The 26,691-nt window shown below is 70.0% G+C and carries 26 protein-coding genes, 1 rRNA gene and 1 pseudogene; 11 read left to right on the forward strand and 17 right to left on the reverse strand.

The genetic code is table 11. The features are described from left to right. Positions 1-260: ribosomal RNA gene (locus NH287_RS08815) — 16S ribosomal RNA — on the reverse strand; the annotation flags it as partial. A gap of 541 nt (positions 261-801) precedes the next feature. Beyond that, the gene (gene guaB / locus NH287_RS08820; RefSeq protein WP_253035313.1) at positions 802-2,304 is read right to left on the reverse strand and encodes an IMP dehydrogenase; all 1,503 of its coding nucleotides are present in this window, start codon (positions 2,302-2,304) and stop codon (positions 802-804) included. Between the two features lie 204 nt (positions 2,305-2,508). Here guaB and NH287_RS08825 point away from each other — a divergent pair, with 204 nt between their 5' ends. Genes NH287_RS08825 through NH287_RS08840 form a run of 4 tightly spaced genes read left to right on the forward strand, consistent with a single transcriptional unit; the run spans position 2,509 to position 6,597 of the window. After that, positions 2,509-3,828, forward strand: coding sequence for a branched-chain amino acid ABC transporter permease (locus tag NH287_RS08825; RefSeq protein ID WP_253035314.1), 1,320 nt, complete (start codon positions 2,509-2,511; stop codon positions 3,826-3,828). A gap of 6 nt (positions 3,829-3,834) precedes the next feature. Next, a complete protein-coding gene (locus tag NH287_RS08830) occupies positions 3,835-4,815 on the forward strand; it encodes a branched-chain amino acid ABC transporter permease (protein WP_217528277.1) in 981 nt (326 codons plus the stop codon). Beyond that, positions 4,805-5,833, forward strand: a complete 1,029-nt coding sequence (locus tag NH287_RS08835; RefSeq protein WP_253035315.1) for an ABC transporter ATP-binding protein — start codon at positions 4,805-4,807, stop codon at positions 5,831-5,833. The genes NH287_RS08830 and NH287_RS08835 overlap by 11 nt, the downstream gene beginning before the upstream one ends. Beyond that, positions 5,830-6,597: an ABC transporter ATP-binding protein gene (locus tag NH287_RS08840; RefSeq protein ID WP_253035316.1), complete on the forward strand. Its 768-nt coding sequence runs from the start codon at positions 5,830-5,832 to the stop codon at positions 6,595-6,597. Before NH287_RS08835 ends, NH287_RS08840 begins: the two co-directional genes overlap by 4 nt. A gap of 210 nt (positions 6,598-6,807) precedes the next feature. Here NH287_RS08840 and NH287_RS08845 read toward each other — a convergent pair whose 3' ends face one another. From NH287_RS08845 to groES, 3 genes are all read right to left on the reverse strand, one after another. Next, positions 6,808-8,169 (reverse strand): ABC transporter substrate-binding protein, encoded by a 1,362-nt coding sequence (locus NH287_RS08845; RefSeq protein ID WP_253035317.1) that lies wholly within the window; start codon positions 8,167-8,169, stop codon positions 6,808-6,810. A gap of 146 nt (positions 8,170-8,315) precedes the next feature. Further along, positions 8,316-9,254: an EamA family transporter RarD gene (gene rarD, locus NH287_RS08850; RefSeq protein WP_253035318.1), complete on the reverse strand. Its 939-nt coding sequence runs from the start codon at positions 9,252-9,254 to the stop codon at positions 8,316-8,318. 131 nt (positions 9,255-9,385) lie between these two features. Continuing rightward, on the reverse strand, positions 9,386-9,682 hold the full coding sequence (groES, locus tag NH287_RS08855) for a co-chaperone GroES (RefSeq protein WP_017203655.1): 297 nt from the start codon (positions 9,680-9,682) through the stop codon (positions 9,386-9,388). 170 nt (positions 9,683-9,852) lie between these two features. Between groES and NH287_RS08860 the strand changes: the two genes are divergently transcribed. Next, a complete protein-coding gene (locus tag NH287_RS08860; protein WP_253035319.1) occupies positions 9,853-11,052 on the forward strand; it encodes a class I SAM-dependent methyltransferase in 1,200 nt (399 codons plus the stop codon). A gap of 1 nt (position 11,053) precedes the next feature. Here the strand turns inward: NH287_RS08860 and NH287_RS08865 are convergent, their stop codons facing one another. From NH287_RS08865 to NH287_RS08900, 8 genes are all read right to left on the reverse strand, one after another. Further along, complete coding sequence (locus NH287_RS08865) at positions 11,054-11,542, reverse strand: hypothetical protein (RefSeq protein ID WP_253035320.1); 489 nt, start codon at positions 11,540-11,542, stop codon at positions 11,054-11,056. Beyond that, positions 11,539-12,597: a tRNA (adenosine(37)-N6)-threonylcarbamoyltransferase complex transferase subunit TsaD gene (gene tsaD / locus NH287_RS08870; protein WP_253035321.1), complete on the reverse strand. Its 1,059-nt coding sequence runs from the start codon at positions 12,595-12,597 to the stop codon at positions 11,539-11,541. Before tsaD ends, NH287_RS08865 begins: the two co-directional genes overlap by 4 nt. 1 nt (position 12,598) lies before the next feature. Next, entirely contained in the window at positions 12,599-13,096 is a 498-nt protein-coding gene (rimI, locus tag NH287_RS08875) for a ribosomal protein S18-alanine N-acetyltransferase (protein WP_253035322.1), read from the reverse strand. Next, on the reverse strand, positions 13,093-13,761 hold the full coding sequence (gene tsaB, locus NH287_RS08880) for a tRNA (adenosine(37)-N6)-threonylcarbamoyltransferase complex dimerization subunit type 1 TsaB (RefSeq protein WP_253035323.1): 669 nt from the start codon (positions 13,759-13,761) through the stop codon (positions 13,093-13,095). The genes rimI and tsaB overlap by 4 nt, the downstream gene beginning before the upstream one ends. A gap of 48 nt (positions 13,762-13,809) precedes the next feature. Then, positions 13,810-14,313, reverse strand: a complete 504-nt coding sequence (tsaE, locus tag NH287_RS08885) for a tRNA (adenosine(37)-N6)-threonylcarbamoyltransferase complex ATPase subunit type 1 TsaE (RefSeq protein ID WP_253035324.1) — start codon at positions 14,311-14,313, stop codon at positions 13,810-13,812. After that, positions 14,310-15,425: an alanine racemase gene (gene alr, locus NH287_RS08890; protein WP_253035341.1), complete on the reverse strand. Its 1,116-nt coding sequence runs from the start codon at positions 15,423-15,425 to the stop codon at positions 14,310-14,312. Before alr ends, tsaE begins: the two co-directional genes overlap by 4 nt. Before the next feature lie 5 nt (positions 15,426-15,430). Further along, positions 15,431-15,787: a holo-ACP synthase gene (locus tag NH287_RS08895; RefSeq protein WP_253035325.1), complete on the reverse strand. Its 357-nt coding sequence runs from the start codon at positions 15,785-15,787 to the stop codon at positions 15,431-15,433. 227 nt (positions 15,788-16,014) lie between these two features. Beyond that, complete coding sequence (locus NH287_RS08900) at positions 16,015-16,602, reverse strand: low molecular weight phosphatase family protein (RefSeq protein ID WP_253035326.1); 588 nt, start codon at positions 16,600-16,602, stop codon at positions 16,015-16,017. Positions 16,603-16,718: 116 nt separating this feature from the next. On the opposite strand from NH287_RS08900, the gene NH287_RS08905 reads away from it, so the two are divergent. Next, on the forward strand, positions 16,719-17,534 hold the full coding sequence (locus tag NH287_RS08905; RefSeq protein WP_253035327.1) for a CPBP family intramembrane glutamic endopeptidase: 816 nt from the start codon (positions 16,719-16,721) through the stop codon (positions 17,532-17,534). Positions 17,535-17,562: 28 nt separating this feature from the next. Here the strand turns inward: NH287_RS08905 and NH287_RS08910 are convergent, their stop codons facing one another. Beyond that, positions 17,563-18,873, reverse strand: a complete 1,311-nt coding sequence (locus NH287_RS08910) for a UDP-glucose/GDP-mannose dehydrogenase family protein (RefSeq protein WP_253035328.1) — start codon at positions 18,871-18,873, stop codon at positions 17,563-17,565. A gap of 221 nt (positions 18,874-19,094) precedes the next feature. Here NH287_RS08910 and NH287_RS08915 point away from each other — a divergent pair, with 221 nt between their 5' ends. Next, positions 19,095-19,676, forward strand: coding sequence for a hypothetical protein (locus NH287_RS08915; RefSeq protein WP_253035329.1), 582 nt, complete (start codon positions 19,095-19,097; stop codon positions 19,674-19,676). Between the two features lies 1 nt (position 19,677). Here the strand turns inward: NH287_RS08915 and glmS are convergent, their stop codons facing one another. Further along, positions 19,678-21,528, reverse strand: a complete 1,851-nt coding sequence (gene glmS / locus NH287_RS08920; RefSeq protein WP_253035330.1) for a glutamine--fructose-6-phosphate transaminase (isomerizing) — start codon at positions 21,526-21,528, stop codon at positions 19,678-19,680. A gap of 162 nt (positions 21,529-21,690) precedes the next feature. Between glmS and NH287_RS08925 the strand changes: the two genes are divergently transcribed. After that, positions 21,691-22,188 (forward strand): CAP domain-containing protein, encoded by a 498-nt coding sequence (locus tag NH287_RS08925; RefSeq protein WP_253035331.1) that lies wholly within the window; start codon positions 21,691-21,693, stop codon positions 22,186-22,188. Between the two features lie 74 nt (positions 22,189-22,262). Next, positions 22,263-22,724 (forward strand): VanZ family protein, encoded by a 462-nt coding sequence (locus NH287_RS08930; RefSeq protein WP_253035332.1) that lies wholly within the window; start codon positions 22,263-22,265, stop codon positions 22,722-22,724. A 1-nt stretch (position 22,725) separates the two neighbouring features. Here the strand turns inward: NH287_RS08930 and coaA are convergent, their stop codons facing one another. After that, positions 22,726-23,673: a type I pantothenate kinase gene (gene coaA, locus NH287_RS08935; protein ID WP_253035333.1), complete on the reverse strand. Its 948-nt coding sequence runs from the start codon at positions 23,671-23,673 to the stop codon at positions 22,726-22,728. A 121-nt stretch (positions 23,674-23,794) separates the two neighbouring features. Between coaA and NH287_RS08940 the strand changes: the two genes are divergently transcribed. After that, positions 23,795-25,357, forward strand: a complete 1,563-nt coding sequence (locus NH287_RS08940; RefSeq protein WP_253035334.1) for a cellulase family glycosylhydrolase — start codon at positions 23,795-23,797, stop codon at positions 25,355-25,357. 35 nt (positions 25,358-25,392) lie between these two features. Further along, a pseudogene (locus NH287_RS08945) lies at positions 25,393-25,683 on the forward strand (Ppx/GppA family phosphatase); the annotation flags it as partial. A gap of 3 nt (positions 25,684-25,686) precedes the next feature. On the opposite strand, the gene NH287_RS08950 reads toward NH287_RS08945, so the two are convergent. After that, positions 25,687-26,580 carry an SDR family oxidoreductase gene (locus tag NH287_RS08950; protein ID WP_253035335.1) on the reverse strand — a complete coding sequence of 298 codons (894 nt, stop codon included), beginning with the start codon at positions 26,578-26,580 and terminating at the stop codon, positions 25,687-25,689. Positions 26,581-26,691 lie beyond the last annotated feature (111 nt).

Below are 26,691 nucleotides of genomic sequence, written 5' to 3' on the forward strand. Positions count from 1 at the left end.
TTACCTCACCAACAAGCTGATAGGCCGTGAGCCCATCCCAGACCGAAAAATCTTTCCAACTGCTGACCATGCGATCGCAGCTCATATCCGGTATTAGACGCCGTTTCCAGCGCTTATCCCAGAGTCAAGGGCAGGTTGCTCACGTGTTACTCACCCGTTCGCCACTGATCCACAGAGCAAGCTCTGCTTCACCGTTCGACTTGCATGTGTTAAGCACGCCGCCAGCGTTCATCCTGAGCCAGGATCAAACTCTCCGTAAAAGAAAAATACTGACAACGACCGGAATAGGCCGAAGCAGCGAGTTTGAACTGACCAAAAAGATAAATCATTGCTGACTATCCATCGCCGACACCGAAATGCCGGACTTTGATCCAAAGGAATCTCACCTCAGCCGAAGCCGAGATCGAGGTTATTTGGCATTTGACAAGTGCACGCTGTTGAGTTCTCAAGGATCGGATGCTCCCACACCACCCCCGCAAGGGCTTCGTAGTGAGGCAACTTCTCTAGCTTAGGATGACACCCGCGAACCCGTCAAACCCGACACGCCGGTGATCTCGAGAGATCGCGGGTGTGGGAGGTGACGACTGCGGGAGCGTCCCGATGCCCCGTCCTAGACCTGAGGTCAGACCCAATCGCAGAGCGACTGTTTCTTCTTGGAGGGGGTGGTTCGCCATCTTGAGGGCGGCGGGCCTTTCGGCCTCTCGCTCTTCCCTGTGGGGCGAACAAGTAATAAGTTACGCGGGGTTCGGGGACTGGGCAAATCAGCCCCGCATCCCGGGCGTGTCGGGCTCGCAGCCCCGCTCAGCGCTTGTAGTTCGGCGCCTCGACGACGATCTGGACGTCGTGCGGGTGGGACTCCTTCAGACCGGCCGAGGTGATGCGCACGAACTTGCCGCGCGCCTTCAGCTCCTCGATCGTGCGGGCGCCCACATAGAACATCGACTGGCGGAGCCCGCCGACGAGCTGATACGCGACGGCCGAGACCGGACCGCGGTACGCGACCTGCCCCTCGATGCCTTCGGGGATCAGCTTGTCGTCGCTCGGCACGTCCGCCTGGAAGTAACGGTCCTTCGAGTAGGAGGTCTTCTTGCCGCGCGTCTGCAGCGCACCGAGCGAACCCATCCCCCGGTAGAGCTTGAACTGCTTGCCGCCCTGGAAGACGACCTCCCCCGGGGACTCGTCGGTACCCGCCAGCAGGGAACCGAGCATGACCGTGTCCGCACCGGCGACGAGCGCCTTCGCGATGTCTCCCGAGTACTGCAGACCACCGTCGGCGATGATCGGCACGCCGGCCTCGCGCGCCGCGAGCGACGCCTCGTAGATGGCGGTCACCTGCGGCACACCCACGCCGGCGACGACGCGGGTCGTGCAGATCGACCCCGGCCCGACGCCGACCTTGACGGCATCCACTCCGGCGTCGATCAACGCCTGCGCGCCTTCGCGGGTCGCGACGTTGCCGCCGATCACGTCGATGTGGGCGAACGAGGCGTCGGCCTTGATCCGCTTGACCATGTCGATGACACCCGCGGACTGGCCGTTGGCCGTGTCCACCACGATGACATCGACCCCGGCATCCCGCAACGCCTCGGCGCGCTCCCAGGCGTCGCCGAAGAACCCGATCGCTGCGCCGACTCGCAGCCGGCCCTGATCGTCCTTCGTGGCGAGCGGGTACTTCTCGCTCTTGTCGAAGTCCTTGATGGTGATGAGCCCGGCGAGCTTTCCCTCCTCATCGATGAGGGGGAGCTTCTCGACGCGGTGGTGGGCGAAGAGGGCGATGACCTCGTTCGCCCCGATGCCGACCTTGCCGGTGACGAGGTTCTCGCTCGTCATGACGTCGCGCACCTTCGTCGTCTGGCGCTCGAAGCCCGAGACGAAACGCATGTCGCGGTTGGTGACGATGCCGACGAGGTGCCCCGCGTCATCCACCACGGGGAGGCCCGAGATGCGGTACTGCCCGCAGAGCGCGTCCACCTCTTCGATGGTCGCGTCGGGGGTCGTCGTGATCGGGTCGGTGATCATGCCCGACTCGCTGCGCTTCACGCGGTCGACCATGGATGCCTGGTCGGCGATCGACAGGTTGCGGTGGATGATGCCGATGCCACCCTCGCGCGCGATGGCGATCGCGAGGCGCGACTCGGTGACGGTGTCCATCGCGGCGGAGAGGAGAGGAGTCGCGACGGTGATGCGTCGCGTGACCCGGGAGGAGGTGTCGGCCTCGGACGGGATGACGTCCGTGTGACCGGGCAGGAGCAGGACGTCGTCGTACGTCAGTCCCACGAATCCGAACGGGTCGTTGTGCTCCATGTGCTCTCCTGCATCGAACGGCTTGTCTGAATTCTAAGGCGCGGGGCGCTGCTTTCATTCCCTCCGCCCGAGATAAGGGCAAGAGGCGGAGTGTCGATGGTTGCGGCAGGGAAACACAGCGGCAACAATCGCTGGATACGGTCGTGTGGCGCCGGGGGCACCCGTACCTCTGCGCGCTGACCATGCTTCAACCAGGAGGTGTCGGTGACGACCACCCGCTCTGTGCGCGCCCGCAATCGATGGCGACGCGCACTCGTAGCCCTCATCGCCGGAGTCTTCTCCGGCGCCCTGCTGTTCGGCCTCGCGAATCCCGCGATGGCCGGCACCCAGGATCCGGAGGATTTCCCTTTCGCCGTCCAAGGCAACGTCCGGGCCGCTGGTGAGCCCGTCGAAGGTGCCACGGTCGTCGTGACGGGCGGTGAATACACGGGTGAGGCGGAGACCGCAGCGAACGGATCGTGGCGCGTGCCCGTCCCCACGAAGGACGTGCCCTACACGGTCGAGCTCGTCGAGGACTCGCTTCCGGACGGCGTGAGCGCGCCCGACGGCTTCGCGTTCACGCAAGAGGTGGAGTTCGGCGCGACGAGCAACGTGACGCGCAACTTCACGCTGGGAGCGGCGGAACGGACGACGACGTCCTTCTTCGACCAGTTCCTGTCTCGAGCCGTGAACGGGCTCAACTTCGGTCTCATGCTCGCCCTCGCCGCGATCGGCGCCTCCCTCGTCTTCGGCACGACCGGTCTGTCGAACTTCGCGCACGGCGAGATGGTGACCTTCGGCGCACTGGCAGCGCTCTTCTTCTCCGTAGCCGTGGACATGCCGATCTGGATCGCGATCCCGCTCGCGGTGATCGTTTCGGGGCTGTTCGGATTCGGGATGGATGCCGGCCTGTGGCGGCCATTGCGACGAAAGGGCATCGGCACGGTCCAGCTCATGATCGTCTCGATCGGCCTGTCGCTGGCGCTGCGCTACGTCTTCCAGATGTTCGTCGGCGGTGGGACGGTCAATCTGCCGGGCGGAGCATCCGCGACGATCCCGGGGCTCGGCCCGATCCGGCTGACGGTGACCGACCTGATCAGCATGGGCGTCTCCATCGTCGTCATCGTGGCATTCGCCTTCTGGCTCATGCGCACCCGCATCGGTCGCGCGACGCGCGCCGTCTCCGACAATCCGTCCTTGGCAGCGGCAAGCGGCATCGACGTCGACAACGTCGTCCGCATCGTCTGGATCATGGCCGCTGCGCTCGCGGGACTGTCGGGCGTCCTGTGGGCTTACTTCCGCCCGGGGATCAAGTGGGACATGGGCACGAGCATCCTGCTCCTGGTCTTCGCCGCCATCACGCTGGGCGGTCTCGGCACCGCCTTCGGCGCGCTCGTGGGCGCGATCATCGTCGGCCTGCTCGTCGAGGTCTCGACGCTGTGGATCCCGTCTGATTTGAAGTACGTCGGCGCGCTCGTCGTGCTCATCGTCATCCTTCTGTTCCGTCCGCAGGGTCTCCTCGGGCGCCGAGAGCGAATCGGATAACGCCTCATGGACTTCCTCCAGATCCTCAGCAACACCGCGGCGCAGATTTTGTCGCCGGTCACCCTCGGCTTCGTTCTCGCGGCGATCGGTCTCTCCGTTCATTTCGGCTTCGCCGGCCTGCTCAACATGGGCGTCGCGGGCTTCATGGCCGTCGGCGCTTACGGCTTCGCGATCTCGACACTCACCTTCGGCCTTCCCTGGGCGGTGGCCGCCCTGATCGGCTTGGTCGGTGCGGTGCTGTTCTCCCTGGTCATGGGCATCCCGACTCTGCGTCTGCGAGGGGACTACCTGGCCATCGTCACGATCGCTGCGGCGGAGGTGGTGCGTCTGCTCTTCCTGACGTCCTCCTACCGCGAGGTGACGGGTTCGGCGGACGGCCTCTCGGGCTTCCAGCGCGACTTCCGCGCGAGCAATCCGCTGCCGCCGGGCCGCTACGGCTTCGGACCGTGGACGTATCAGTCCGACCAGTGGTGGGTCATCATCGTCGGCATCGTCGTCATCGCGGTCGTCGTCGCCTTCGTCTGGCTGCTGATGCGGAGTCCCTGGGGACGTGTCATTCGCGGGATCCGCGAAGACGAGGACGCCGTGCGCTCGTTGGGGAAGAACGTGTTCGCCTTCAAGATGCAGGCGCTCATCGTGGGCGGCGTGATCATCGCGGCCGGCGGAATCGTGACGGCGATGGGTACCAACGTGAACCCGAACGTGTACGTGACGTCGCAGACGTTCTACGTCTGGACGGCCCTGCTGCTCGGCGGCGCCGCCACGATCTTCGGCCCCGTGCTCGGAGCGGTGCTCTTCTGGGTCGTCCGCGCATTCCTGTCCAATCTCCTCCCCGCGCTCGTGAAGATCGGCTGGCTGCCCTTCCTCACCGCGGAGCAGAGCCAGATGCTCGTGTTCGTCCTGGTGGGTGTCGCCCTCATGCTGCTGGTCATCTTCCGACCGCAGGGCATCCTCGGAAGCAAGAAGGAGCTGACCTTTGTCCGCTGACGTCGCGCCCCCCGCTCCCCGTCCCAAGGCCACCGGCCTGCACAAGGGCGAGATCCGCCCCGGTGTGGAGAAGGTCGACCCGATCATCGTCGCCGACGGTGTCAAGCGAGTCTTCGGCGGCTTGACCGCCGTCGACGTCGACCACCTCGAGATCCCGCGGAATGCCATCACCGCGCTCATCGGCCCGAACGGTGCCGGCAAGACCACCTTGTTCAACCTGCTGACCGGGTTCGACAAGCCCAACGAGGGCACCTGGTCCTTCGACGGCCAGAACCTCGCCGGCATCCCGGCGTTCAAGGCCGCCCGGATGGGCCAGGTGCGCACCTTCCAGCTGACGAAGTCGCTGGGACTGCTCACGGTGCTCGAGAACATGAAGCTCGGGGCGCCCGGTCAGGGTGGCGAGACCATCTGGCGCGGCATCCTGCCGTTCCTCTGGCGCAAGCAGGAAGCAGCGATCGAGGACAAGGCCCGCGGCCTGCTCGCCCGGTTCAAGCTCGACGCCAAGGAGAAGGACTTCGCAGCGTCGCTTTCTGGCGGTCAGCGCAAACTCCTCGAGATGGCGCGCGCCCTGATGAGCGACCCGACGCTGGTCATGCTCGACGAGCCGATGGCCGGCGTCAACCCGGCGCTCACGCAGTCCCTCCTCGACCACATCCTGGATCTCAAGGACCTCGGGATGACGGTGCTCTTCGTCGAGCACGACATGCACATGGTCCGTCACATCGCCGACTGGGTCGTCGTGATGGCCGAGGGGAAGGTCGTCGCCGAGGGGCCGCCCGACACCGTCATGAAGGAGCAGGCCGTCATCGACGCCTACCTCGGGGCCCACCAGGACGTCGATCTCGGCGTCGTCACGGGCCGCTACGAGGGCGAGCTGACCACCGAAGCTCAGGAACTGATCAAGGAGCAGCACAAGCTGCAGGACACCGTCGAGGCGGATGCCACGACGCGCGCCGCGGAGGATTCGTCGGCACCCGGCACTCCGGGCTCGACGCGCGGAACGGAGGAGACCAAGTGAGCGACACCGCCGCATCCCCCGCGGGCGCGACTGCGACCGCACCTGCTCAGAACGTCGTCGAACTGCGGGATGTGCACGCCGGCTATCTGCCGGGCGTCAACATCCTCAACGGCGCCAATCTGACGGCCGCGAAGGGCGAGCTCATCGGGATCATCGGCCCCAACGGCGCCGGCAAGTCGACGATGCTCAAGGCGATCTTCGGACAGGTGAAGGTCCGCTCCGGTGCCGTCGTGCTCAATGGCGAGGAGATCACGGGCCTGCGGGCGAACAAGCTGGTGGCGAAGGGCGTCGGGTTCGTCCCGCAGACGAACAACGTCTTCCCGAGCCTGTCGATCGCTGAGAACCTGCAGATGGGTGCGTATCAGCGGCCGAAGGTCGTCAACGAACGCATCGACTTCGTGACGTCGATCTTCCCCGACCTCGCCAAGCGTCTGCAGCAACGGGCCGGTTCGCTCTCGGGCGGCGAGCGGCAGATGGTCGCCATGGGTCGCGCACTGATGATGGACCCCTACGTCCTCCTGCTGGACGAGCCGTCGGCCGGTCTGTCGCCGTCCCGCCAGGACGAGGCGTTCCTCCGCGTCTCGGAGATCAACAAAGCCGGCGTGACGACCATCATGGTCGAGCAGAACGCGCGCCGGTGCCTGCAGATCTGCGACCGGGGCTACGTCCTCGATCAGGGCCGTGACGCCTACACGGGCACCGGCCGCGAGCTGCTCAACGATCCGAAGGTCATCGGCCTCTACCTGGGGACGCTCGGCACCTGACCTCCCGAAGGACCCTTCGACGCCCCCGCCTTTCGGTCGGGGGCGTCGTCATGTGCGCACGGAATGCCGCCGGCGGACGTCGTCGACGGGCGGCATCCGCTCCCCTGTCGCGATGCGCCAAGCACCGGCCCGTCGCTGCAGGTGACGGCGCGTCGGGTGCACAGAGAACGGCCCCGGTCCGAGGACCGGGGCCGTTCTGTGATCGTCGAATCAGCCGACGTTGAGGAACGAGTAGTTGTTGTCCTCGCCGTACTGGAAGACACCGATGGATGCCTCCGTCGGGTCGCCCACCTCGTTGAAGGTGATGGGGCCCGAGACACCGTCGTAGTCGGCGACCTCACCGGCGTTGATGATGTCGGCGCACTCCGCATAGGTGGTGCACTTCGTGCCGTCACCCGAGCCGCCGGACACCTGCTGCAAGTGCGCAGCGACGTCCGGGCCCTCGCTGGAGCCGGCCTCGAGGGCAGCGAGTGCGAGGAGGATGACCGCGTCGTAGGACTCGGGACCGTAGGTGTAGTCCTTGAGCTCCTCGTTGCCCTCGCCCGTCCAGAACGCGTTGAGATCCTCGCGGAACGTGGCGATGCTGTCGGGGTCGACGGCGGGGTAGGTTCCCTTGGCGCCCGTCAGGGTGCCGGCCTCGAATTCGTCGCCGAAGTTCGAGAGGTTGCCGTCCACGAGGTACATCTTGTCCTTCGGGAAGTCGGCACCCACGAGCTCGGGGATGATCGTCTTCACCTCTTCGAACGTGATCAGCGCGATGGCGTCGGGGTCAGCCGCGAGGACGTCCTCGACCTGAGCCGAGAAGTTGGTGTCACCCGTGTTGTACAGCGACGCGGAGACCACCTCGCCGCCGGCGTTCTCGAAGGCGGCCTTCGTGAAGCAGGCGAGACCCGTTCCGTACGAGTCGTTGAGGATGATCATGCCGAGCGTCTCGGCGCCGTCGCCCGCGATGAGGTTGCCGAGCACCTCGCCCTGCAGGACGTCGGAAGGAGCGGTGCGCCAGTAGAGACCCTTGTCCTCGTAACCCGTGAAGGCGGCCGAGGTGTTGGCGGGCGAGAACTGGATCGCGTCGGCGGCGATGACCTGATCGATGAACTGCAGCGACGTGCCGGAGGACGCCGCGCCGATGATCGCCGTGGCGCCCGCGTTCAGCAGACGGGGGATCTCGGTCTCGTAGGCCTTGTTGTCGGTGTCGCCCGAGTCGCCCTGGACGAGGTTGATGGTCACACCCTTCGCCGCTTCGTTGACCTCAGCGGCAGCGAATTCAGTGCCGGCGATCTCAGGCGGGCCGAGGAAGGCGAGGTTTCCGGTGACAGGCAACGCGGTGCCGATGGTGAACTCGAGGTCGGTGGCGGGGCCCTCCGACGTGGAGGTGTACTCCGGGGTGTACGAGGCCGGTTCGGCCTCGTCGCAGTTGACCGGGAACTCGAAACCGGCCGGCTCGTTGGACGCGCCGCCGGACGCTGTGGGGGTCGAGGATCCGGCGCAGCCGGCCAGGACCAATGCGCTCGCGCCGACCAGGGCGATGGCGCCCATGACCTTTGCGGAACGCGAACGGGAGAGAACGCTCATTGTGCTCCTTGCTGTGGTGACACGGGTCAGTTCGGGACCAGCCCGGTGTGATCAACCTAGCGGCGCGCTCGTCTCCCCAATGTTGCCGTTCGTTAACGATGTGTAACGAGGTGGGCACGCTCCCATAACGGTCTCGGAAAGCGCGGTCAGACGGGGTCGGGCACCAGCGCTTCGGCGCGGGTCCGGTTGCGCCGGGACGACAGGAGCGAGTCCACCGTGAAGACCGCGACGGCGACCCAGACGAGGCCGAATCCGATCCAGCGCTCGAAGGGCATCGGCTCGCCGAGGATGAGCACCCCGGTGAGGAACTGCATGATCGGCGCGATGAACTGCAGGATGCCGACCACGGTCAGCGTGGTGCGGCGGGCGCCGGCGGAGAAGAACAGGAGTGGGACGGCGGTGACGGCCCCCGCCAGCAGGAGCAGGACGGTGTGCCCGGTCCCCTCGCGGCCCATCGTCAGTCCGGAGGTGACGCCGACGAGGACGAGCTGGAGGACGGCGATCGGCACGAGCCAGAAGGACTCGAGGGTGAGGCCGCTCACGGCATCCACCGACGGTCCGATCTTCTTCTTGACGAGACCGTACGTCGCGAAGCTCGCCGCGAGGGCGAGCGCGATCCAGGGCACGCGGCCGACCGCGACAATGATCACGACCACCGCGACGCCCGCGATGCCGACCGCGACCCACTGCGCGGTGCGCAGGCGTTCCTTCAGCACGATGACGCCGAGGAGCACGGTCGCGATCGGGTTGATGAAGTAGCCGAGGCTCGTCTCGACGACGTGACCGGTCAGGGTCCCGATGAGGAAGACCTGCCAGTTGACGTAGATGAGCAGGCCCGCCAGGAGCGTCCAGAGCATGAGGCGACGATCGCGCAGGATGACCCGCATCCGCCCCCAGCCGCGGGTGATCGCGAGCAGCGCGATGCAGAAGACGAGGCTCAGCAGGATGCGCCAGCCGACGACCTCCCACGGGGTCGTCGGGGCGAGGCTGACGAAGTAGAGCGGCAGGAAGCCCCACAGCACGTAGGCCGAGAAGACGAAGACGCCCCCGAGGGACTTCTCGCGCGCGGCCTGCTCGGGTGTCATGAGCACAAGCCTACGACGGTCATGACAGCGGGCACGTCATCCGCACTGCCGCCGATCGCCGTGATCCTGCCATCAACGGGACAGGGCCCGGATGCCGAAGCATCCGGGCCCTGCGCTGCAGTCGCTGCGTGTCAGCGGACGACGACCGCCAGGACGTCGCGAGCCGACAGGACGAGGAACTCGTCGGCGCCGAACTTGACCTCGGTGCCGCCGTACTTGCTGTACAGGACGCGGTCGCCGACGGCGACGTCGAGCGGAACGCGGTTGCCGTTGTCGTCGATGCGGCCGGGGCCCACGGCCACGACCTCGCCCTCCTGGGGCTTCTCCTTGGCGGTGTCAGGGATGACCAGGCCACTTGCGGTGGTCTGCTCGGCCTCGACCTGCTTGATGACGATGCGGTCTTCGAGCGGCTTGATGGAAACCGACACGGTCTACCTCTTTCTTGCTGGTGGGGTCCTGCTACAAGACTCATCAGCACTCGCTTACCGAGAGTGCTAACAAAAGTCTAGAGCGCGGTTGGCACTCATGCAACGCGAGTGCCAACACGATGACGGATGCGGCGACGCACCATCCGACCGGGGAGACCTAGGCTGGCCGGATGGACAAGGCCGAGCTCACCGCCCTCCTGACCCCCCAGGGACTGCGGATGATCGACGAGGTCGGACCCCTGGCATCCACCGCCGAGGTCGCGGCCGCCGTCTCGCGGCTGCGTGCCGCCGGCCACTCCCCCGATCTCGTGTCGGCCGTCGTCGGTCAGGCGCACCTGCGGGTGCGTGCAGAGGGCAAGTTCGGTCCGTTCGCCGAGCGCATGCTGTTCACCCGCGCGGGACTCGAGCAGGCGACCCGCCTCGAGGTCGCCGCCCGGCACGCCGGACGGTTCCGGGCCGCGGGGATCACCCGCGTCGCCGACCTCGGATGCGGCATCGGCGGCGACGCCCTGGGACTCGCGGGCATCGGCCTCGACGTGCTCGCGGTCGACGCCGACGAGACGACGGCCGCCCTCGCCGCCTACAACCTCGCGCCGTTCGGCGACGCCGTTACCGTGCGGCAGGGCCTCGCCGAGGAGACCGACCTGGACGGCTGGGACGCGGTCTGGCTCGACCCCGCCCGCCGGACCGCGGGGCACAGCGAGACCAGCCGCACCCGGCCCGAGGACTGGTCACCCTCGCTCGACTGGGCGTTCGCCCTCGCAGAGCGGATGCCGGTGGGCATCAAACTCGGACCGGGCCTCGATCGCAGCCTGCTCCCCGACGACGTCGAGGCGCAGTGGATCAGCGTCGACGGTTCGACCGTCGAGCTCGTGCTGTGGTCGGGCGCCCTGCGTCGCGACGGCGTTGCACGCTCGGCGCTCGTGATGCGGGGCGGGGCCGCGGCGGAACTGACGGCGGCCGCCGACGCGCCCGACGAGCCGGTCCGCGAGCTCGGCGCCTTCCTCCACGAGCCCGAGGGCGCCGTCATCCGCGCGCGCCTGATCGGCGAGGTCGCCCGGGACCTGCAGGCGGGGATGGTGGCCGAGGGCATCGCCTACCTGACCTCGGATGCCGCCCTGACGAACCCGTTCGTGCAGTCGTTCCGCGTGCGGGAGGTCCTGCCGATGAAGGTGCCCGCGATCAACGCCGCCCTCCGCGAGAGGGGCGTCGGCACCGTCGAGATCAAGAAGCGCGGCGTCGACGTCGACCCGGCGCAGTTCCGGCGCAAGCTCACGCTGCGCGGCGACGCCTCAGCGACGCTGATCCTCACGAGGGTCGGCGAGGGGCGGGACGCGAAGCGGGTCGCCGTGCTCGCGGAGCGCGTCTGAGTCAGCCGGACAGGGCGCCCTGCGAGGCCGCCCACCACAGCCAGCCGGCGCTGTAGGCGAGCGAGGCGATGCTCAGGCCGAGGCCCCAGAACGCGGTCTCGCGCTTCTCCCACGGGCGTCGCAGCGCGAGGACCGCGAGGACGACGCCGATCACGCCGACCGGGAACCCCCAGCCGACGAAGCAGGCCAGCACGAGCGCGAGCGACCCGAACAGCAGCGACCAGCCGGCGCTGCGCGGCAGCACCGGCGCCGGGGGGATCCAGCGGACGTCGGGCGCGGCGGCCTCGGCGGGATCCGGGTGCACCGCGAGTGGCGGCGCGACGGGCAGCGGCTGCGTGAGCTCCCGACGGAAACCGCCCCGGTGCGCGCCGGGGAGCGCGGTGTCCGTCGGCGCGAGGACGACGTCGGGGGATGCCGCCTCGACGGCGGGGGCGGCGGGGGGCTCGTCCGCGGCAGGTGCGGCGGGCTGCGGCATCCGCTCGTCGCTCATGACGAGGGCTCCACCTGGATCGTCGTGACGGGCAGGGTCGAGTCGGCGCCGAACGCGAGGGTCGAGGCGGGGCGACCACTCATGATGAGCTCGGACGCCAGTGCCGCGATCATCGCCCCGTTGTCGGTGCAGAGCGAGAGGGGCGGGATGCGGACGGCCACCCCCGCGGCCTGCGCACGCTCGAGCGCGACGTCGCGCAGACGCTTGTTCGCGATCACGCCGCCACCCAGCAGCAGGCGGGGCACGTCGTGACGCGCGCAGGCGTCGAGCGCCTTCGTCACGAGGACGTCGACGACCGCTTCGCGGAAGGATGCCGCCACGTCGGGCACCGAGACGTGCTCACCGGCCGCCTCGCGCTGCTCGACCCAGCGCGCGACGGCGGTCTTGAGCCCCGAGAACGAGAAGTCGTAGCGGTGCTCGGCCATGTCGGACGCACGCGACATACCGCGCGGGAACCGGATCGCCTGCGGGTCGCCCGTCGCGGCGGCCTTGTCGATCTCGGGGCCGCCGGGATAGGGCAGACCGAGGATGCGGGCGATCTTGTCGAACGCCTCGCCGGCGGCGTCGTCCATCGTCTCGCCGAGCAGCTCGACGTCGGAGACGAGGTCGCGGACGAGGAGCAACGAGGTGTGCCCGCCGCTGACGAGGAGCGCGACGGTCGGGTACTCGACCTCGTCACCGGTGAGGATGTCCGCGGCGATGTGCCCCACGAGGTGGTTCACGGCGTACAGCGGCTTGTCGAGGCTGACGGCGAGCGCCTTCGCGGCGCCCACGCCGACCATGAGGGCGCCGGCGAGACCCGGCCCGCTCGTGACGGCGACGGCGTCGAGGTCGTCGAGCGAGACCTGCGCCTCGGCGAGCGCCGCCTCGATCGCCGGCTGCAGCGCCTCGAGGTGGGCGCGCGCGGCGACCTCGGGCACGACGCCGCCGTAGCGGGCGTGCTCGTCCATCGAGCTCGCGATCGTGTTCGAGAGCAGGGTGCGTCCCCGGACGATGCCGATGCCGGTCTCGTCGCAGCTCGTCTCGATGCCGAGCACCAGGGGTTCGTGCGTCATGTCAGCACCATCCTTCGGCGGCGGTCGGCGCCGCGGTGCGACGGGCGTCCCAGGCGACGAGGTCCAGCTGCATGACGATCGCGTCGACGTCGTCGGGCTGGTAGTAGCGCGGCCGGCGGCCCACCTCGGCGAACCCTTCGGACAGGTAGAGGGCGGCGGCTCCGGGATTGTCAGCGCGCACCTCGAGGAACACCTCGCGCGCGCCGCGGGACCGGGCCGTCGCGAGCAGTTCGCGCAGCAGCGCGCGGCCCCGGCCGTGACCCCGCGCGTCGGCGGCGATGGCGATCGTCTGGATGTCGGCATCCGCTGCGCCCTGCACGGCGCGCACACCGCCGTACCCGACGAGGCGGCCGGCCTCGACGTCGACGACGTACCGGCCGTGGGGGGAGGCGAGCTCGCCCGCCATGAGGGCGTCGCTCCACGCGTCGGTCGGGAAGGACGCGCGCTCGAGGCGCATGATGTCGTCGAGGTCCGCGGCGGTCGCGGTGCGGAGGGTCACGAGCCGACCTTCTTGCGAGCGCCGGGGAGGGTGACGTCGGGTGCGCGCAGGTAGAGCGGCTCGCCGAGGGACTCGACCCGGCCCGCCGCGACTGCGCGCGCCGCGACGAGCGCGACCATCGCACCCGGGATCACCGTCACGTCGCGGCGCTCGGCGCCGTGCGCGGCGAGCGCGTCTTCGACGGCGTCGCGCGGGGTCAGGGTGGCGTCGGTCGCACGCCGCGGGAGTCCGTCGTCGTCGATGCCGTCGTAGACGGTGTACGCGAACTCGCGACGGCGGGCGTCGGTGACGACCGCGAACCGCGGCAGCTCGGCGAACGGGTCGGCGAGCAGCACCGCGAGAGCGGCCGCGTCGTGGCTGCGGACGGGGACGACCGGGATGCCGCGGCCCAGCGCGAACGCGCGCGCCGCCGCGATCCCGACCCGCAGCCCCGTGAACGGCCCGGGACCCATGCCCGCGGCCACGTGGGTCAGGGCGACGGGCTGCGGAGTGCCGGTCGCGCCGATGGGGCCGTGCGCGGCATCCGTCATCACCTGCTGCAGCAGGGAGCCGATGATCTCGGCGTGCCCGAGCGGGTCGGCACTGGCGACCTCGGCGCGCACCGCACCATCGACATCGGTGACGGCGACGGCCGTGCCGAGGGACGTGTCGATGCCGAGGATCACAGGATCAAGGGTATCGGGAGGACGGATGCCGCGACGCGGCCGCCGCGGTCAGGGACGTCGCGTGACGGTGACGATGCGCGGCGCGGCGTCCTCGAGCTCGGCGGCGTAGGGGCCGGTCGTGCCGCAGGCGTTGTCGACGCCCGTGCCGCTCCAGCCGCGCTCGATCTCGAGCTCCCACCACGTGTCGACGAGGCCGTCGACCATGCCGCGCCCCCACTCGACGATGGTGACCGACCGGTCGGGGTCGAGGCCCAGGTCGTCGAGCTCGGCCGGAGAACCGAGCCGGTAGGCGTCGACGTGCACGAGCGCCGGGCCGCCGACCTCGGACGGGTGGGTGCGGGCGATCACGAACGTGGGGCTCTGCACCGGGCCGCGGACCCCCAGGCCCGCGCCGATACCGCGGGTGAGGGTCGTCTTGCCGGCGCCGAGGGGACCCGTGAGGACGAGCAGGTCGCCGGCGCGCAGGGCGCCGCCCAGCTCGCGGCCGAGACGCTCCATGTCCTCGGGCGAGGCGACCTCTCGGCGCCCCTCGAAGTGCTCCACCCCGGTCACGACCGCACCTCCCGTCGCGGCACGCGCGGGCCGATGCGCGTGACGATCTCGTAGTTGATGGTGTCCGCGGCGTCGGCCCAGTCGGTCGCCGCGGGAACACCCGTCGCCGGGTCGCCGAAGAGCACCGCCTCGTCGCCCACTGCGACCGGCGCGTCACCGACGTCGACGACGAACTGGTCCATCGCGATGCGGCCAGCGACGGGGAACGTGCGGCCGCCGATCGAGACGGGGCCGGTTCCCGAGGCGGCGCGCGGGACACCGTCGGCGTACCCCATCGAGATCAGCGCGAGCGTCGACTCGCTGGCCGTGCGGTGCAGGTAGCCGTAGGAGACCCCCTGTCCCGCGGGCACGCGGCGGACAGCGGCGACCGCCGCCCGGAGCGTCATCGCGGGACGCAGCCCGAGGTCGGCCGACGACCGGTCGGCGAACGGCGACAGCCCGTAGATCGCGACACCGAGACGGACGCAACCCAGGCGCGCCTCGGGCAGGTCGAGGGCGGCGTGGGATGCCGCGATGTGACGCAACGGCGGACGGAGACCCGCCGCTTCGGCCGCCGCCTGGGCGACCGTGAAGCGCGACAGCGCCGTGCGGTCGTCGGCGGCGGACGTGTTGGAGAGGTGACTGAACAGGCCCAGGACCCGGATGACACCGGCCTCCTCGAGGGCCGCCGCCTCGGCGAACACGGCGCCGTAGTCGGCGGGGGCGATGCCGTTGCGGCCGAGCCCCGTCTCGACCTTGAGCTGCACCGTGACGGGCCGCTCCCGCGACCCGGCCGCTGCGGCGGCGCGGACCTGCTCGAGGCTCGACACGCCGAGCTCGATGCGGGCGGCGGCGGCCTCGGCGAAATCCGCGCCCGGGGCGTGCAACCAGGCGAGCACAGGGGCGTCGATGCCCGCGGCGCGCAGCTCGAGCGCTTCGCCGACGTCGGCGACCGCCAGGCGCGCCGCACCGCCGGCGAGGGCCGCACGCGCCGAGCGGACGGCTCCGTGACCGTACCCGTCGGCCTTCACGACGGCGATGACCTCCGACGCGGTCACCCGCGCGAGGTGCCGTACGTTGTGCTCGATCGCGCCGACGTCGATGACCGCTTCCCGCGCGACGCCCTCCGGCATCCGGGTCACGATCCCGCCTCCGCGACGACGTAGGCAGTCGCGAGTCCCGCGTCGTGCGAGAGCGACAGGTGCACGCTCGTGATGCCGCGGTCGGCGACGGTGACGGCGGTCTCGCCCGACAACGCGAAGACGGGGCGACCCGAAGGTTCGGAGGCCACCTCGATGTCGGTCCAGTGCACGCCGTCCGAGCCGCCGAGCGCCTTGATGAGCGCCTCCTTCGCCGCGTAGCGGGCGGCGAGCGAATGCGGCTTGAGGGCCTGCTCGGCGGGCGTGAACAGGCGCTGCATGAGTTTCGGGGTGCGGGCGATCGACGCCTCGAAGCGCGGGATGTCGACGAGGTCGACGCCGATGCCGATGATCATGCCGCCTCCCCCTCGCCGCGCTCTACGGCATCAGATCAGGATATCCGGGGTGCGCGGCAGGACGTTCGCACGGCGCGGCCAGCACGTACTTCGGAGATCCGGCGCCAGTGTGCGAGGAGAAGGGCGGACTTTCCGCCCGGAGTCGCTCCGTGGCACCGATTTCTCCGCGGATGTTGCCGCCGCCGGGATCAGCCGCCGGGATCGGTCGCCGGGATCGGTCGACGGGATCAGCCGACGGCGAGGCGGACGACGCGCTCGACGGCGTCGAGACCGGGCGAGAGCTGCGCGTCGGAGCGTGCGTAGGTCTCGCGGGAGCGGCCGTACGGGTCGACCACGTCGTCGTCGGCGAGATCCGCGGGCGGGAGCACGAGACCGCGCTGCCCCGACAGGACGGCGAGCGCGCCGCGCAGGCGGTCCCGCGGCTCCGCGCCGACGGCACCGGCCCGCAGCGCCTCGTCGGGGGTCGCCGCGGCGAGCCGCTCGAACTCGCGGATCGTGAACGCGGTCCGCAGCTGACCCGGGGCGAGCTCGACCACCGCACGCCGGTGGTCGCGGTCCATGGCGAGCACCAGGTCGGGTCCCCGCAGGATGGCCTCGGTCAGGTACCGCGATCCGTGGGCCGCGATCCGGTCGGCGGGCACACCGCGGGCGATCGCGAGCTCGGCGGCTTCAACCGGCATCCGCACCCCCTCGCGTGCGCGGATGCCCGCGCTCGTCGCCACCACGCCGAGGTCCGCGAGGCGCTGCTCGAGGACGAGCGCAGCGAGCGGCGAGCGGCAGATGTTGCCCGTGCAGACGGTGAGGATGTGGATCACGCGGGGCCCTTCGAGACGGATGCCGCGACTCGCCCTCGCCGGAGTCGCCCCCTCGGTGCTCGGCGGGACGGTGGCGCGGGGGTGGGACGCGGACGGGCACCCGATACGGTAGGCCCGTGCAGGATCAGCTTAGCGACGGCCCCTCGTCCCCCGCGGCGGAGGCGGAGACCCCGATCGCCGAGCCCGAGCACCGCCCCGACGGCGACGAGCGGCGCCGCCGCGGCCGTCGCCGGCGTCGCACCGACTGGCGCCTCGGCGGCACCGGGGTGCGCCCCTGGAACGGCAGCCTGCTGGTCATCGCGCTGCTCAGCCTGGGCGCGGCGATCTTCGCCGGCTCGCTCGTGCAGCTGCTGTGGCGGTCGCCGTCGGCGCCGCTGGTCTCGACGGCGGTCCTGTGGGTCGGGATGCTGGTCCCCGTCGTGGTGGCGTTCCGCCGAGGACGCCCGGCCGGGCTGCTGCGCGTGCGCGGCGCGGACCTGATCTACGGACTCGCTCTGGGCCTCGGCCTGCGGGTGATCGAGGGATGGGTGTCGGATGCCGCGGCCCGCCCGTTCCCGTCCGCGAACCTCACCTCGTCGTGGCTGCTGACCGAGGCGATCCCGTCGGGGCTCGTCGGCCCGGTGGTCGAGGAGTTCTTCTTCCGCACCGTCATCCTCGTCGCGATGTACGGGCTGCTCCGTCGCACCGCGGGTCGCGCGGCGGCGGCGGTCGCGGCGGTCCTCGTCTCGACGGCGAGCTTCATCCTCATCCACGTCGTCGACGGCTCGCTGCCGCTCGGCGAGTCCCTCTCTGTGGGCGCCGTCGGCCTCGTCTGCGCGACCCTCGTCATCCTGACCGGTCGCGTCTGGGGGGCCGTGTTCGCGCACATCGTCTACAACGCGACGGCGCTGCTCCTGATGGCGGCGGGCGCGGCGATTTCCGGCGGGCAGTGACACCACCCGCCGGAGCGCAGCGCATCGGTCAGGGGCGACCCATCCCGTAGTACGTCCAGCCGGCGGCGCGCCACGCGGCGGGGTCGAGGGCGTTGCGGCCGTCGACGACGACGCGGCCGGTGGCGAGGGATGCCGCATGCTCGGGGGCGAGCTCGCGACGGTACTCGTCCCACTCGGTGACGAGGATGACGGCGTCGGCGCCGGTCAGCGCCTCGTCGCGGTCGGCGACGTAGGTGAGCTGCGGGTGCTGACGGCGGGCGTTCTCGATGGCCTCGGGGTCGGTGAGCGTGACGTTCGCGCCGAGCCCATGCAGCCGGACGGCAACGTCGAGACCCGGGGAGTCACGGATGTCGTCGGAGTGCGGCTTGAAGGCGGCGCCGAGCACCGTGACCTTCTTGCCGTGGAGCTCGCCGCCGAGGCCCTCCTGGACGAGCTGGACGGCGCGCTCGCGGCGACGCATGTTGATCTCGTCCACTTCGCGGAGGAACGCGACCGATTCGCCGCGGCCGAGCTCCGCGGCGCGCGCGGAGAAGGCGCGGATGTCCTTCGGCAGGCAGCCGCCGCCGAAGCCGATGCCGGCACCGAGGAAGCGGCGACCGATGCGGGCGTCGTGGCCGATCGCGTCGGCCAGCATCGTGACGTCGGCACCGGCGACCTCGGCGATCTCGGCCATCGCGTTGATGAAGCTGATCTTCGTCGCGAGGAACGCGTTGGCCGACACCTTCACGAGTTCGGCGGTCGCGTAGTCGGTCACGATGAAGGGCGTGCCCTTCGCGATCGACGGGTGGTAGACCTCGCGGAGCACCTGGGTGGCGCGCTCGCCCTCGTCACCTGCGGGGACACCGGCGACGAGGCGGTCGGGGTCGATCGTGTCCTGCACGGCGAACCCCTCGCGCAGGAACTCGGGGTTCCAGACGAGGGTCGCGCCCGTCGCGCTGACGCGGGGAGCGAGGGATGCAGCGGTGCCCACCGGAACCGTCGACTTGCCCGCGACGATGTCGCCCTCGGACAGGTGCGGGAGGAGCGCGTCGACGGCCGCGTTGACGTAGGTCAGGTCGGCCGCGTAGCCGCCCTTGACCTGGGGCGTGCCGACACCGACGAAGTGGACGGCCGCGCCCGCGGCGGCGGCGAAGTCGGTCGAGAAGGACAGTCGACCGGAGGCGATGCCCTCGGAGAGGATCTCGGACAGGCCGGGCTCGAAGAACGGCGCCTCCCCCGCGGCGAGCGACGCGATCTTGCGCTCATCCACGTCGATGCCGACCACCTCGTGGCCGATCGAGGCCATGGCCGCGGCGTGCACGGCGCCCAGGTAGCCGCATCCGATGACAGAAAGTCGCATTGAAAAAGTCCCTCCACAACGAACGCCGTGTCGTCGACGCCCCGGTCGTGTCTACCAGATTCCGGTCACGATCTTTTTTCGCCGCCGTGTCGTCGCGCGTGCGGATCGTGTGGGCGGGCCGGGTCCGACACGTGACGCCGAGGGAACCTGTCGCTATCGTGAGCGCAACCGCACCATCACTTCCGAGTTCTGACATCACCTCACCCGAAGAGGACGTCACGATGAGCACCTCTGCAGAAGGCGCCTCACAGGCCGGATCACCTCCGCCTGCGCACACCGACGCGCCCGCGTACACGCCCGACGACCGCGTCGCCCCCGAGGACCATTCGCTCCTCTGGCCCGACGCGCACCTCCTGGCCGCGCCGCCGCCGGGCTACGAGCCGCTCGAGATGCCGGAGGTGTGGGAGCCGGATGCCGCGCCGGCGGCGCCCCCGCAGCCGTGGCCGTACGCGCCGTATGCGCCGACCCGGCAGCAGACGCCGGAACCGGAACCGACGCCGGCGGCCGGTCCCGTTCCGGGCTACGTCATCTCGGTGCCCTACGAGGGGTCACCGGCCCCGGCCGCGACGCCCCGCGCTCCCGCGGGACCGGCGACGCCGCGGAGCTTCCGGGACCTCCGCACCGGTCCGCTCGCCGGCCGGGATTTCGGGTCGATGCAGGAGTTCGCGGTCGCGGCCGTGCTCGAGGCGGGCTATGCGCAGGCGGACGTCGCGCGACTGTTCCGGTTCGCGCCGTGGCAGCTGCGCGCCTGGGTCGACGAGGCGCGGAACGCGTCGTTCGGGCCGGGACGGAACCCGGCCTGACTCACTCGACGGTGACCGACTTCGCGAGGTTGCGCGGCTGATCGACGTCGAGGCCCTTCGCCGTGGCGAGACCCATCGCGAAGATGTGGAGCGGCACGACCGCGAGCAGCGGCTCGAACAGCGGACCGGCGAGCGGGATGCGGAGCACCTCGTCGGCGAACGGGAGGACGGCGGCATCCCCCTCTTCGGCGACGGCGATCACACGAGCGCCGCGGGCACGGATCTCCTGGATGTTCGAGACGACCTTCTTGTGCAGCTCACGCGAGGCCCGCGGCGACGGGACGATGACGAACACCGCCTGACCGGGCTCGATGAGCGCGATCGGGCCGTGCTTGAGCTCGCCGGCCGCGAACCCCTCGGCGTGGATGTAGGCGAGCTCCTTGAGCTTCAGTGCACCCTCGAGGGCGATCGGGTACCCAACGTGACGGCCGAGGAAGAGCACCGACTGGGTGTCGCCCATCCACCGCGCGAACTGCTCGATGTGCTCCTGCTCGGTCTCGAGGACCCGTGCGATGCCGGCCGGGACGGCCTCGAGCTGGGCGACGGCGTCGCGGGCGACCTCCGTCGCCAGCGACCCACGGACGCGCCCGATGTGGAGGGCCAGCAGGTAGAGGGCGGTGATCTGGGCGACGAACGCCTTCGTCGAGGCGACGGCGACCTCAGGACCGGCGTGCGTGTAGACGATCGCGTCGGACTCGCGCGGGATCGTCGCGCCCTGCGTGTTGCAGATCGACAGGGTCTTCGCGCCCTGCTCGCGGGCGTACTTGACGGCCATGAGGGTGTCCATCGTCTCGCCCGACTGCGAGATCGAGACGACGAGGGTGTCGGGGCCGATGACGGGGTCGCGGTAGCGGAACTCGTGCGCGAGCTCGACGTCGACGGGCACGCGCGTCCACTGCTCGAGCGCGTACTTGCCGACCATGCCGGCGTACGCGGCGGTGCCGCAGGCGACGACGATGACGCGGTTGATGCCGAGGAACAGGTCGTCGAGGCCGTCGAGCTCGGGGATGACGACCGCACCCTCGTGCAGTCGGCCGCGGAGCGTGTTCGCGACGGCTTCGGGCTCCTCCGAGACCTCCTTGGCCATGAACGACGACCAGCCGCCCTTCTCGGCGGCGGACGCGTCCCAGACGACCTCGAACGGCTCGACCTCGACGGTGCCCCCGGCGAAGTCGGTGACCTCGACGCCCTGCGGCGTGATGGCGACGATCTGGTCCTGCCCGATCGCGAGGGCGTTGCGGGTGTGCTCGACGAAGGCGGCGACGTCGGAGCCGAGGAAGTTCTCCCCCTCGCCGAGCCCGATCACCAGCGGCGAGTTGCGACGCGCGCCGACGACGAGGCCCGGCTGGTCCTGGTGCATCGCGAGCAGCGTGAACGCCCCCTCGAGGCGGGCGACGACGGCGCGGAAGGCGGCGACCAGATCGTGGGATGCCGCGAACTCCCGCCCGAGCAGGACGGCGGCGACCTCGGTGTCGGTCTCGCTGCGGAACGTGTAACCCTCGGCGAGGAGCTCGGCCTTGAGCTCGGCGAAGTTCTCGATGATGCCGTTGTGGATGACGGCGAGCTTGCCGTCGTCGGCGAGGTGCGGGTGCGCGTTGACGTCGGTCGGTCCGCCGTGGGTGGCCCACCGCGTGTGGCCGATGCCCGTCGTGCCGTCGGCCATCGGGTGCGCGGTCAGGTCGTCGCGGAGCACCTGGAGCTTGCCGGCGCGCTTGCGCATGTCGAGGTCGCCCTCGCGGTCGATGACGGCGATGCCCGCGGAGTCGTAGCCGCGGTACTCGAGACGGGCGAGACCCGCGAGGAGGATGGCCTGGCTGTCCCGAGGCCCCACGTAACCGACGATTCCACACATGCGCTCCATGCTAAGTGCGGGCGGCTGGGACTCCGCCCCCGGCGAGGCGCCGGGCGCGTCGCCGTCGGCAACGGCAAGAGGTGGTGCCCGAAACATGCGTTTGGTACCTATGGACTTCCGCGTCCCCGGCGCGACCGTGCCCCCACACGATGGAGTTCCCCGATGTCCGCATCCCCTCGCGTCCGACGACGGTCGGCGCTCGCCCTCACCGCCGCCCTCGCACTCGCCCTCTCGGTCCTGCCCGCCGGTGCCGCATCCGCTGCGGTGTCGACGTCCTGCACCGGAACGACCCAGTCCGCTGTGCAGAAGCGGATCCTCGCCGACGTGAACGCCGCCCGGAAGGCGAAGGGCAAGTCCGCCCTGTCGCTGAACTCGGCGATGTCGACCGTCGCGGTGAACTGGTCCGGCACGCAGGCCGCCGCCAACCGGATGAGCCACAACCCGTCCTACGCCTCGCAGATCCCGAAGGGATGGACTCGCGCGGGCGAGAACGTCGCCTTCGGGTACACCCCACAGAAGGTGACCGCCGCGTGGATGGGGTCGACGGGTCACCGCGCCAACATCCTGGGTTCGTACAACCGCATCGGGATCGGCGTCGCGTGCTCGTCGAAGGGCCTCCCCTATTACACGCAGGTGTTCGGGTACTACCCGGCGCGGTGACGGGCGCGGGCGGCGGTGCCGGGCCGTAGACTCGCGCTCACGTCGCAGCGTCGCGTCACCCCCGAGGAGGACCGATGCCCGACACCCCGCCCCCGCTGCCGCCGGGGACGCCGCCCCGCCCGCCGCTTCCCGCGCGGGCGCGGCGACCGCCGGCATCCGTCCCCGTGCTCGTCCTGGCGGGGTACCTGCTGCTGCTCGCGGTCATCGCGTTCTGGCCGACGCCCGTCGACGCCGGTATCGCCCCGCTGATCGACGTGCTCTCGCGGCGCCTGCCCGCGATCACGCGTCCGCGCGTCGAGTTCGCGGCCAACGTCGCCCTGTTCGTGCCGTTCGGGGTGCTGCTGCCACTGATCCTGCGCCGCTCGCTCGAACTCGTGCTGCCGATCGCCCTGGTCGCGACCGTCACGATCGAGTGCGGGCAGGCGCTGCTGCTCAGCCACCGGGTGCCGAGCGTGCTCGACATCGTCGCGAACGTGACCGGAGCGAGTATCGGGATGCTGGTACTCGCCCTGTGGCGCCGGATGCGGCGCGCCTGAGTCAGAGCTTGCGCAGGCGCACCGTCTCGACGGTGTGATCCGAGGCCTTGCGGAGGATGAGCTTCGCACGGTGACGGGTGGGTTCGACGTTCTCGACCAGGTTGGGGAGGTTGATCTCGTTCCAGTAGCCGAGGGCGCGCCTCACCGCCTCGTCGTCGGAGATGTCGGCGAAGACCTTGAAGAACGAGTTCGGGTTGGAGAAGGCCGCCTCGCGGAGGGCGAGGAACCGGTTCACGTACCACTGGGCGATGTGGTCGTGGTCGGCGTCGACGTAGACCGAGAAGTCGAATAGCTCGCTGACGGCGATGTCGTGGGGATTCGGTGCCGGGGCGAGCACGTTCAACCCCTCGACGATGATGACGTCCGGCCGCCGCACCGTGACCTGGGCGTCGGGGATGATGTCGTACCGCATGTGGGAGTAGTACGGCGCCTTGACCTCGGCCTCGCCGGACTTCACCGCGAGGAGGAAGTCGACCAGCGCGCGGCGGTCGTACGACTCGGGGAAGCCCTTGCGGTCCATGATCCCGCGGCGTTCGAGCTCGGCGTTGGGGTAGAGGAAGCCGTCGGTCGTCACCAGCTCGACCCGCGGGGTACCCGGCCAGCGGCTCATCAGCTCGCGGAGCAGTCGGGCGACCGTCGACTTGCCGACCGCGACCGATCCCGCCACGGCGACGATGAACGGCGTCGTGGCGTCGTTCTCGCCGACGAACTCCGCCGTGTCGGCGCCGAGCCGTTTGGTCGCCGAGGCGTACAGGGACAGCAGCCGGCTCAGCGGCAGGTAGACCTCGCGCACCTCGGTGATGTCGAGGCGGTCGCCGATGCCGCGCAGCTGCACGACCTCGGTCTCGGTGAGGGGCTGCTCCATGCCGGCGGCCATCCGCGCCCATTCGGCACGGGGGATTTCGCGGTACAACGAATCGTTCGTCGTCGGCGCTTCGTCGGGGGACATTGCGGCAACTCTAGTCGGGCCTGCGACGCCCCCTACGCGCGCGCGTGCGCGTCCGCGTGCCGTACCCTGAGATCCGGTGTTCCCACGCGGCGATTCTGCTGCTCTCGACGGGGGTTTTCGTATGTTCCGACGCGTGCTGGCGGTTGCGACCGCGCTCGTGCTCGCGGCATCCCTCGGCATCGCCGCGACACCGACGACGGCGGATGCCGCGACGGCCCCCCTGTCGTGGCTGAAGACCAACGGCAACAAGATCCAGTACGTCTCGACCGGCAAGACGTTCACGATTCGCGCGACATCGTGGTTCGGCATGGAGACCGAGACCTGCGCGCCCCACGGACTGTGGTCGATCTCCCTCGATCAGGGAATGGCCCAGATCGCCGGGATGGGATTCAACACCGTGCGTGTCCCGTTCTCGAACGAGTGCCTGGCGAAGAAGTCCGTCGGGTCGGTGAACCTCGCCCTCAACCCGAAGCTCGCGGGCGCCTCGACGCTGAAGGTGATGGATGCCGTCGTCGCGACGGCCCGGAAGTACAAGCTGCGCGTGATCCTCGACCGGCACCGCCCGGGCTCGGACGCGCAGTCCGCGCTCTGGTACACCGCGCGCTACTCCGAAGCGAAATGGATCTCGGATTGGAAGGCGCTCGCGAAGCGCTACAAGGGCGAGCCGACGGTCTTCGGGTTCGATCTGCACAACGAGCCGAGCGGGACCGCGTGCTGGGGGTGCGGCGTGCGTTCGCGCGACTGGCGCGCCGCGGCGATGCGGGCGGGCAATGCCATCCACACCGTCAACCCGAAGCTGCTCATGATCGTCGAGGGCGTCCAGTACGGCGCCGACGGCAGCAACTCCTGGTGGGGCGGCAACCTGACCGGCGTGAAGACGAAGCCGGTCACCTTGAAGGTGAAGAACCGGGTCGTCTACTCGCCGCATGAGTACCCCGCCTCGGTGTTCGATCAGACCTGGTTCTCCGCGAAGAACTACCCCGCGAACCTCACCTCGGTGTGGGACAAGCAGTGGGGCTACATCTCGCGGAAGAACATCGCACCGGTCTTCGTCGGCGAGTTCGGGACGAAGCTGCAGAGCGCGTCCGACAAAGCGTGGATGAAGAAGCTCGTCGCCTATCTGAAGGATCGGCGCATGAGCTGGGGGTACTGGTCGTTCAACCCGAACAGCGGTGACACCGGCGGCCTGCTGAAGGACGACTGGTACACGCGCGAGAAGACGAAGCTCGCGGCGCTGAAGCCGATCCTGACGCCGAAGAAGGTGCCGTACCCGGCGGCACCGGCTCCCGGGTCGCAGCCGCAGCCGCAGCCGCAGCCGTCGCAGCCGCCCGCCGTGGGTGGCACGTCGAGCGCCTCGTCGAACGGGGTGTCGGCTACGCTCACCGTGACGAGCGCGTGGCAGGGCCAGTATCAGGTCGGCCTCTCGGTGTTCCCGCCGTCCAGCGGGAAGGTGCGCTCGTGGACGGCGTCCTGGGCATCGCCGGGAGCGAGCGCGATCAACAACGCCTGGGGCATGTCGTGCTCCGTCGCCGGGGCCGGCTCCTCATCCGCGCGCGTCACGTGCCGCGGGACCGACTGGGGTCTCGAGAACCTGAACATCGGCGGGCGCGTCGACGTCGGTGTCATCCTCAGCGCGCCGCAGCCGCCCGCCAAGCCGAAACTCTCGCTCTCCGTCACCCGCTAGCCCCGGATCGCGCGCCTCGGAGTCCTCGGCATCGGCTCGTCGGCTACCCCGCGCCGGGGTGGGCGGGGACAGAGCGGATGGTGCTGCCGCGCGGGGCGCTCGGGTCGTGGATCCCGCGGTTGGCGCGGATCCCGGCATCCGCTCGGCAGGAGCTGCCGGGGATCACGGCGGACCGCACCTTCCAGATCGTCGCCGGCGCGGTCGTGCTGCACACCGCGATGACGGCGCTGCAGGTCGACGAGCTCGAGGTGTCGCCGTGGGCCCTGCGCGAGGGTGTGCTGCTGCGCTACATCGAGTCGCTCAGCTGGAACGCTCCGACGGCCTGACCGTCAGGGCGTGACCATGCCGCCGTTGACGTTGAGCGTCTCGCCCGAGACGTAGCTGGACTCCGCCGACGCGAGGAAGACGAACGCCGGTGCGACCTCGGCGGGCTGTCCGGCGCGCTTGTACTCGTTCTCCTCGTCGAACGCCCGCATCTGCTCGTCCGAGACTCCGTCGCTGACCTGCAGCGCCGACCACACCGGGCCGGGAGCGACCACGTTGACCCGGATGCCGCGGGGCGCCAACTGCTGTGCGAGACCCTTCGACAGGTTGTTGACCGCGGCCTTCGACGCGGCGTAGTCGAGGCGGTCGGGCGCGGGGTTGTACGCCTCGAGCGATGCGGTGCTGATGATGGATGCCCCGGGAGGCATGTGAACGAGGGCGGCCTTGACGATCCAGAAGAAGGCGAAGACGTTGGTCTCGAACGTCCCGCTGAACTGCTCGTCGGAGAGGTCCTCGACCCGCTCGACCGCGACCTGCTTGCCCGCGTTGCTGACGAGGATGTCGATGCCGCCGAGGAACTCCGCGGCCTCGGCCACGAGTTCACGGCACTGCTCACGGTCACTGATGTCGGCGACGATCGCGTGACCGCGGACGCCCGCGTCGGCGATGACCTGCAGGACGTGGTCGGCATCCTCCTGCTCGTCGGGCAGGTGCACGATGACGACGTCGGCACCCTCGCGCGCGAACGCGATCGCCGCCGCCGCCCCGATGCCCGAGTCGCCGCCCGTGACGAGCGCCCGGCGCCCGCGCAGCCGCTCCGAACCGCGGTACGTCGACTCGCCGAGGTCGGGCACCGGCGTCATCCGCGCCTGCACGCCCGGCTCGGGCTGGTGCTGCAGGGGCGGCTCGACACGCGGGTACCGGGTGACGGGATTGTCGAACGTGTACTGATCGGTCATCGCGCCACCGTAGGTCGGGATGCGGCATCCGCTCGCCCCCTTGCCAGCGACGGCTTCTGGTGTAAGCGGGGGGGCGCCGGGATGATCGCAGGTGCCCGCCCCGGGCGCAAG

Source organism: Microbacterium sp. CnD16-F (assembly GCF_024124465.1).
GTDB classification, from domain to species: Bacteria; Actinomycetota; Actinomycetes; order Actinomycetales; family Microbacteriaceae; genus Microbacterium; species Microbacterium gawkjiense.

What these genes read in the sequence shown, in the direction of transcription:
- rarD (WP_253035318.1), bottom strand. Translation starts at nt 9,254, where the DNA reads ATGACACCCGAGCAGGCCGCGCGCGAGAAGTCCCTCGGGGGCGTCTTC.
- NH287_RS08925 (WP_253035331.1), top strand. Translation starts at nt 21,691, where the DNA reads ATGTCCGCATCCCCTCGCGTCCGACGACGGTCGGCGCTCGCCCTCACC.
- coaA (WP_253035333.1), bottom strand. Translation starts at nt 23,673, where the DNA reads ATGTCCCCCGACGAAGCGCCGACGACGAACGATTCGTTGTACCGCGAA.
- NH287_RS08865 (WP_253035320.1), bottom strand. Translation starts at nt 11,542, where the DNA reads ATGAGCGACGAGCGGATGCCGCAGCCCGCCGCACCTGCCGCGGACGAG.
- tsaD (WP_253035321.1), bottom strand. Translation starts at nt 12,597, where the DNA reads ATGACGCACGAACCCCTGGTGCTCGGCATCGAGACGAGCTGCGACGAG.
- NH287_RS08895 (WP_253035325.1), bottom strand. Translation starts at nt 15,787, where the DNA reads ATGATCATCGGCATCGGCGTCGACCTCGTCGACATCCCGCGCTTCGAG.
- NH287_RS08830 (WP_217528277.1), top strand. Translation starts at nt 3,835, where the DNA reads ATGGACTTCCTCCAGATCCTCAGCAACACCGCGGCGCAGATTTTGTCG.
- NH287_RS08915 (WP_253035329.1), top strand. Translation starts at nt 19,095, where the DNA reads ATGAGCACCTCTGCAGAAGGCGCCTCACAGGCCGGATCACCTCCGCCT.
- NH287_RS08930 (WP_253035332.1), top strand. Translation starts at nt 22,263, where the DNA reads ATGCCCGACACCCCGCCCCCGCTGCCGCCGGGGACGCCGCCCCGCCCG.
- NH287_RS08940 (WP_253035334.1), top strand. Translation starts at nt 23,795, where the DNA reads ATGTTCCGACGCGTGCTGGCGGTTGCGACCGCGCTCGTGCTCGCGGCA.
- guaB (WP_253035313.1), bottom strand. Translation starts at nt 2,304, where the DNA reads ATGGAGCACAACGACCCGTTCGGATTCGTGGGACTGACGTACGACGAC.
- NH287_RS08860 (WP_253035319.1), top strand. Translation starts at nt 9,853, where the DNA reads ATGGACAAGGCCGAGCTCACCGCCCTCCTGACCCCCCAGGGACTGCGG.
- alr (WP_253035341.1), bottom strand. Translation starts at nt 15,425, where the DNA reads ATGCCGGAGGGCGTCGCGCGGGAAGCGGTCATCGACGTCGGCGCGATC.
- NH287_RS08910 (WP_253035328.1), bottom strand. Translation starts at nt 18,873, where the DNA reads ATGCGACTTTCTGTCATCGGATGCGGCTACCTGGGCGCCGTGCACGCC.
- glmS (WP_253035330.1), bottom strand. Translation starts at nt 21,528, where the DNA reads ATGTGTGGAATCGTCGGTTACGTGGGGCCTCGGGACAGCCAGGCCATC.
- NH287_RS08845 (WP_253035317.1), bottom strand. Translation starts at nt 8,169, where the DNA reads ATGAGCGTTCTCTCCCGTTCGCGTTCCGCAAAGGTCATGGGCGCCATC.
- NH287_RS08950 (WP_253035335.1), bottom strand. Translation starts at nt 26,580, where the DNA reads ATGACCGATCAGTACACGTTCGACAATCCCGTCACCCGGTACCCGCGT.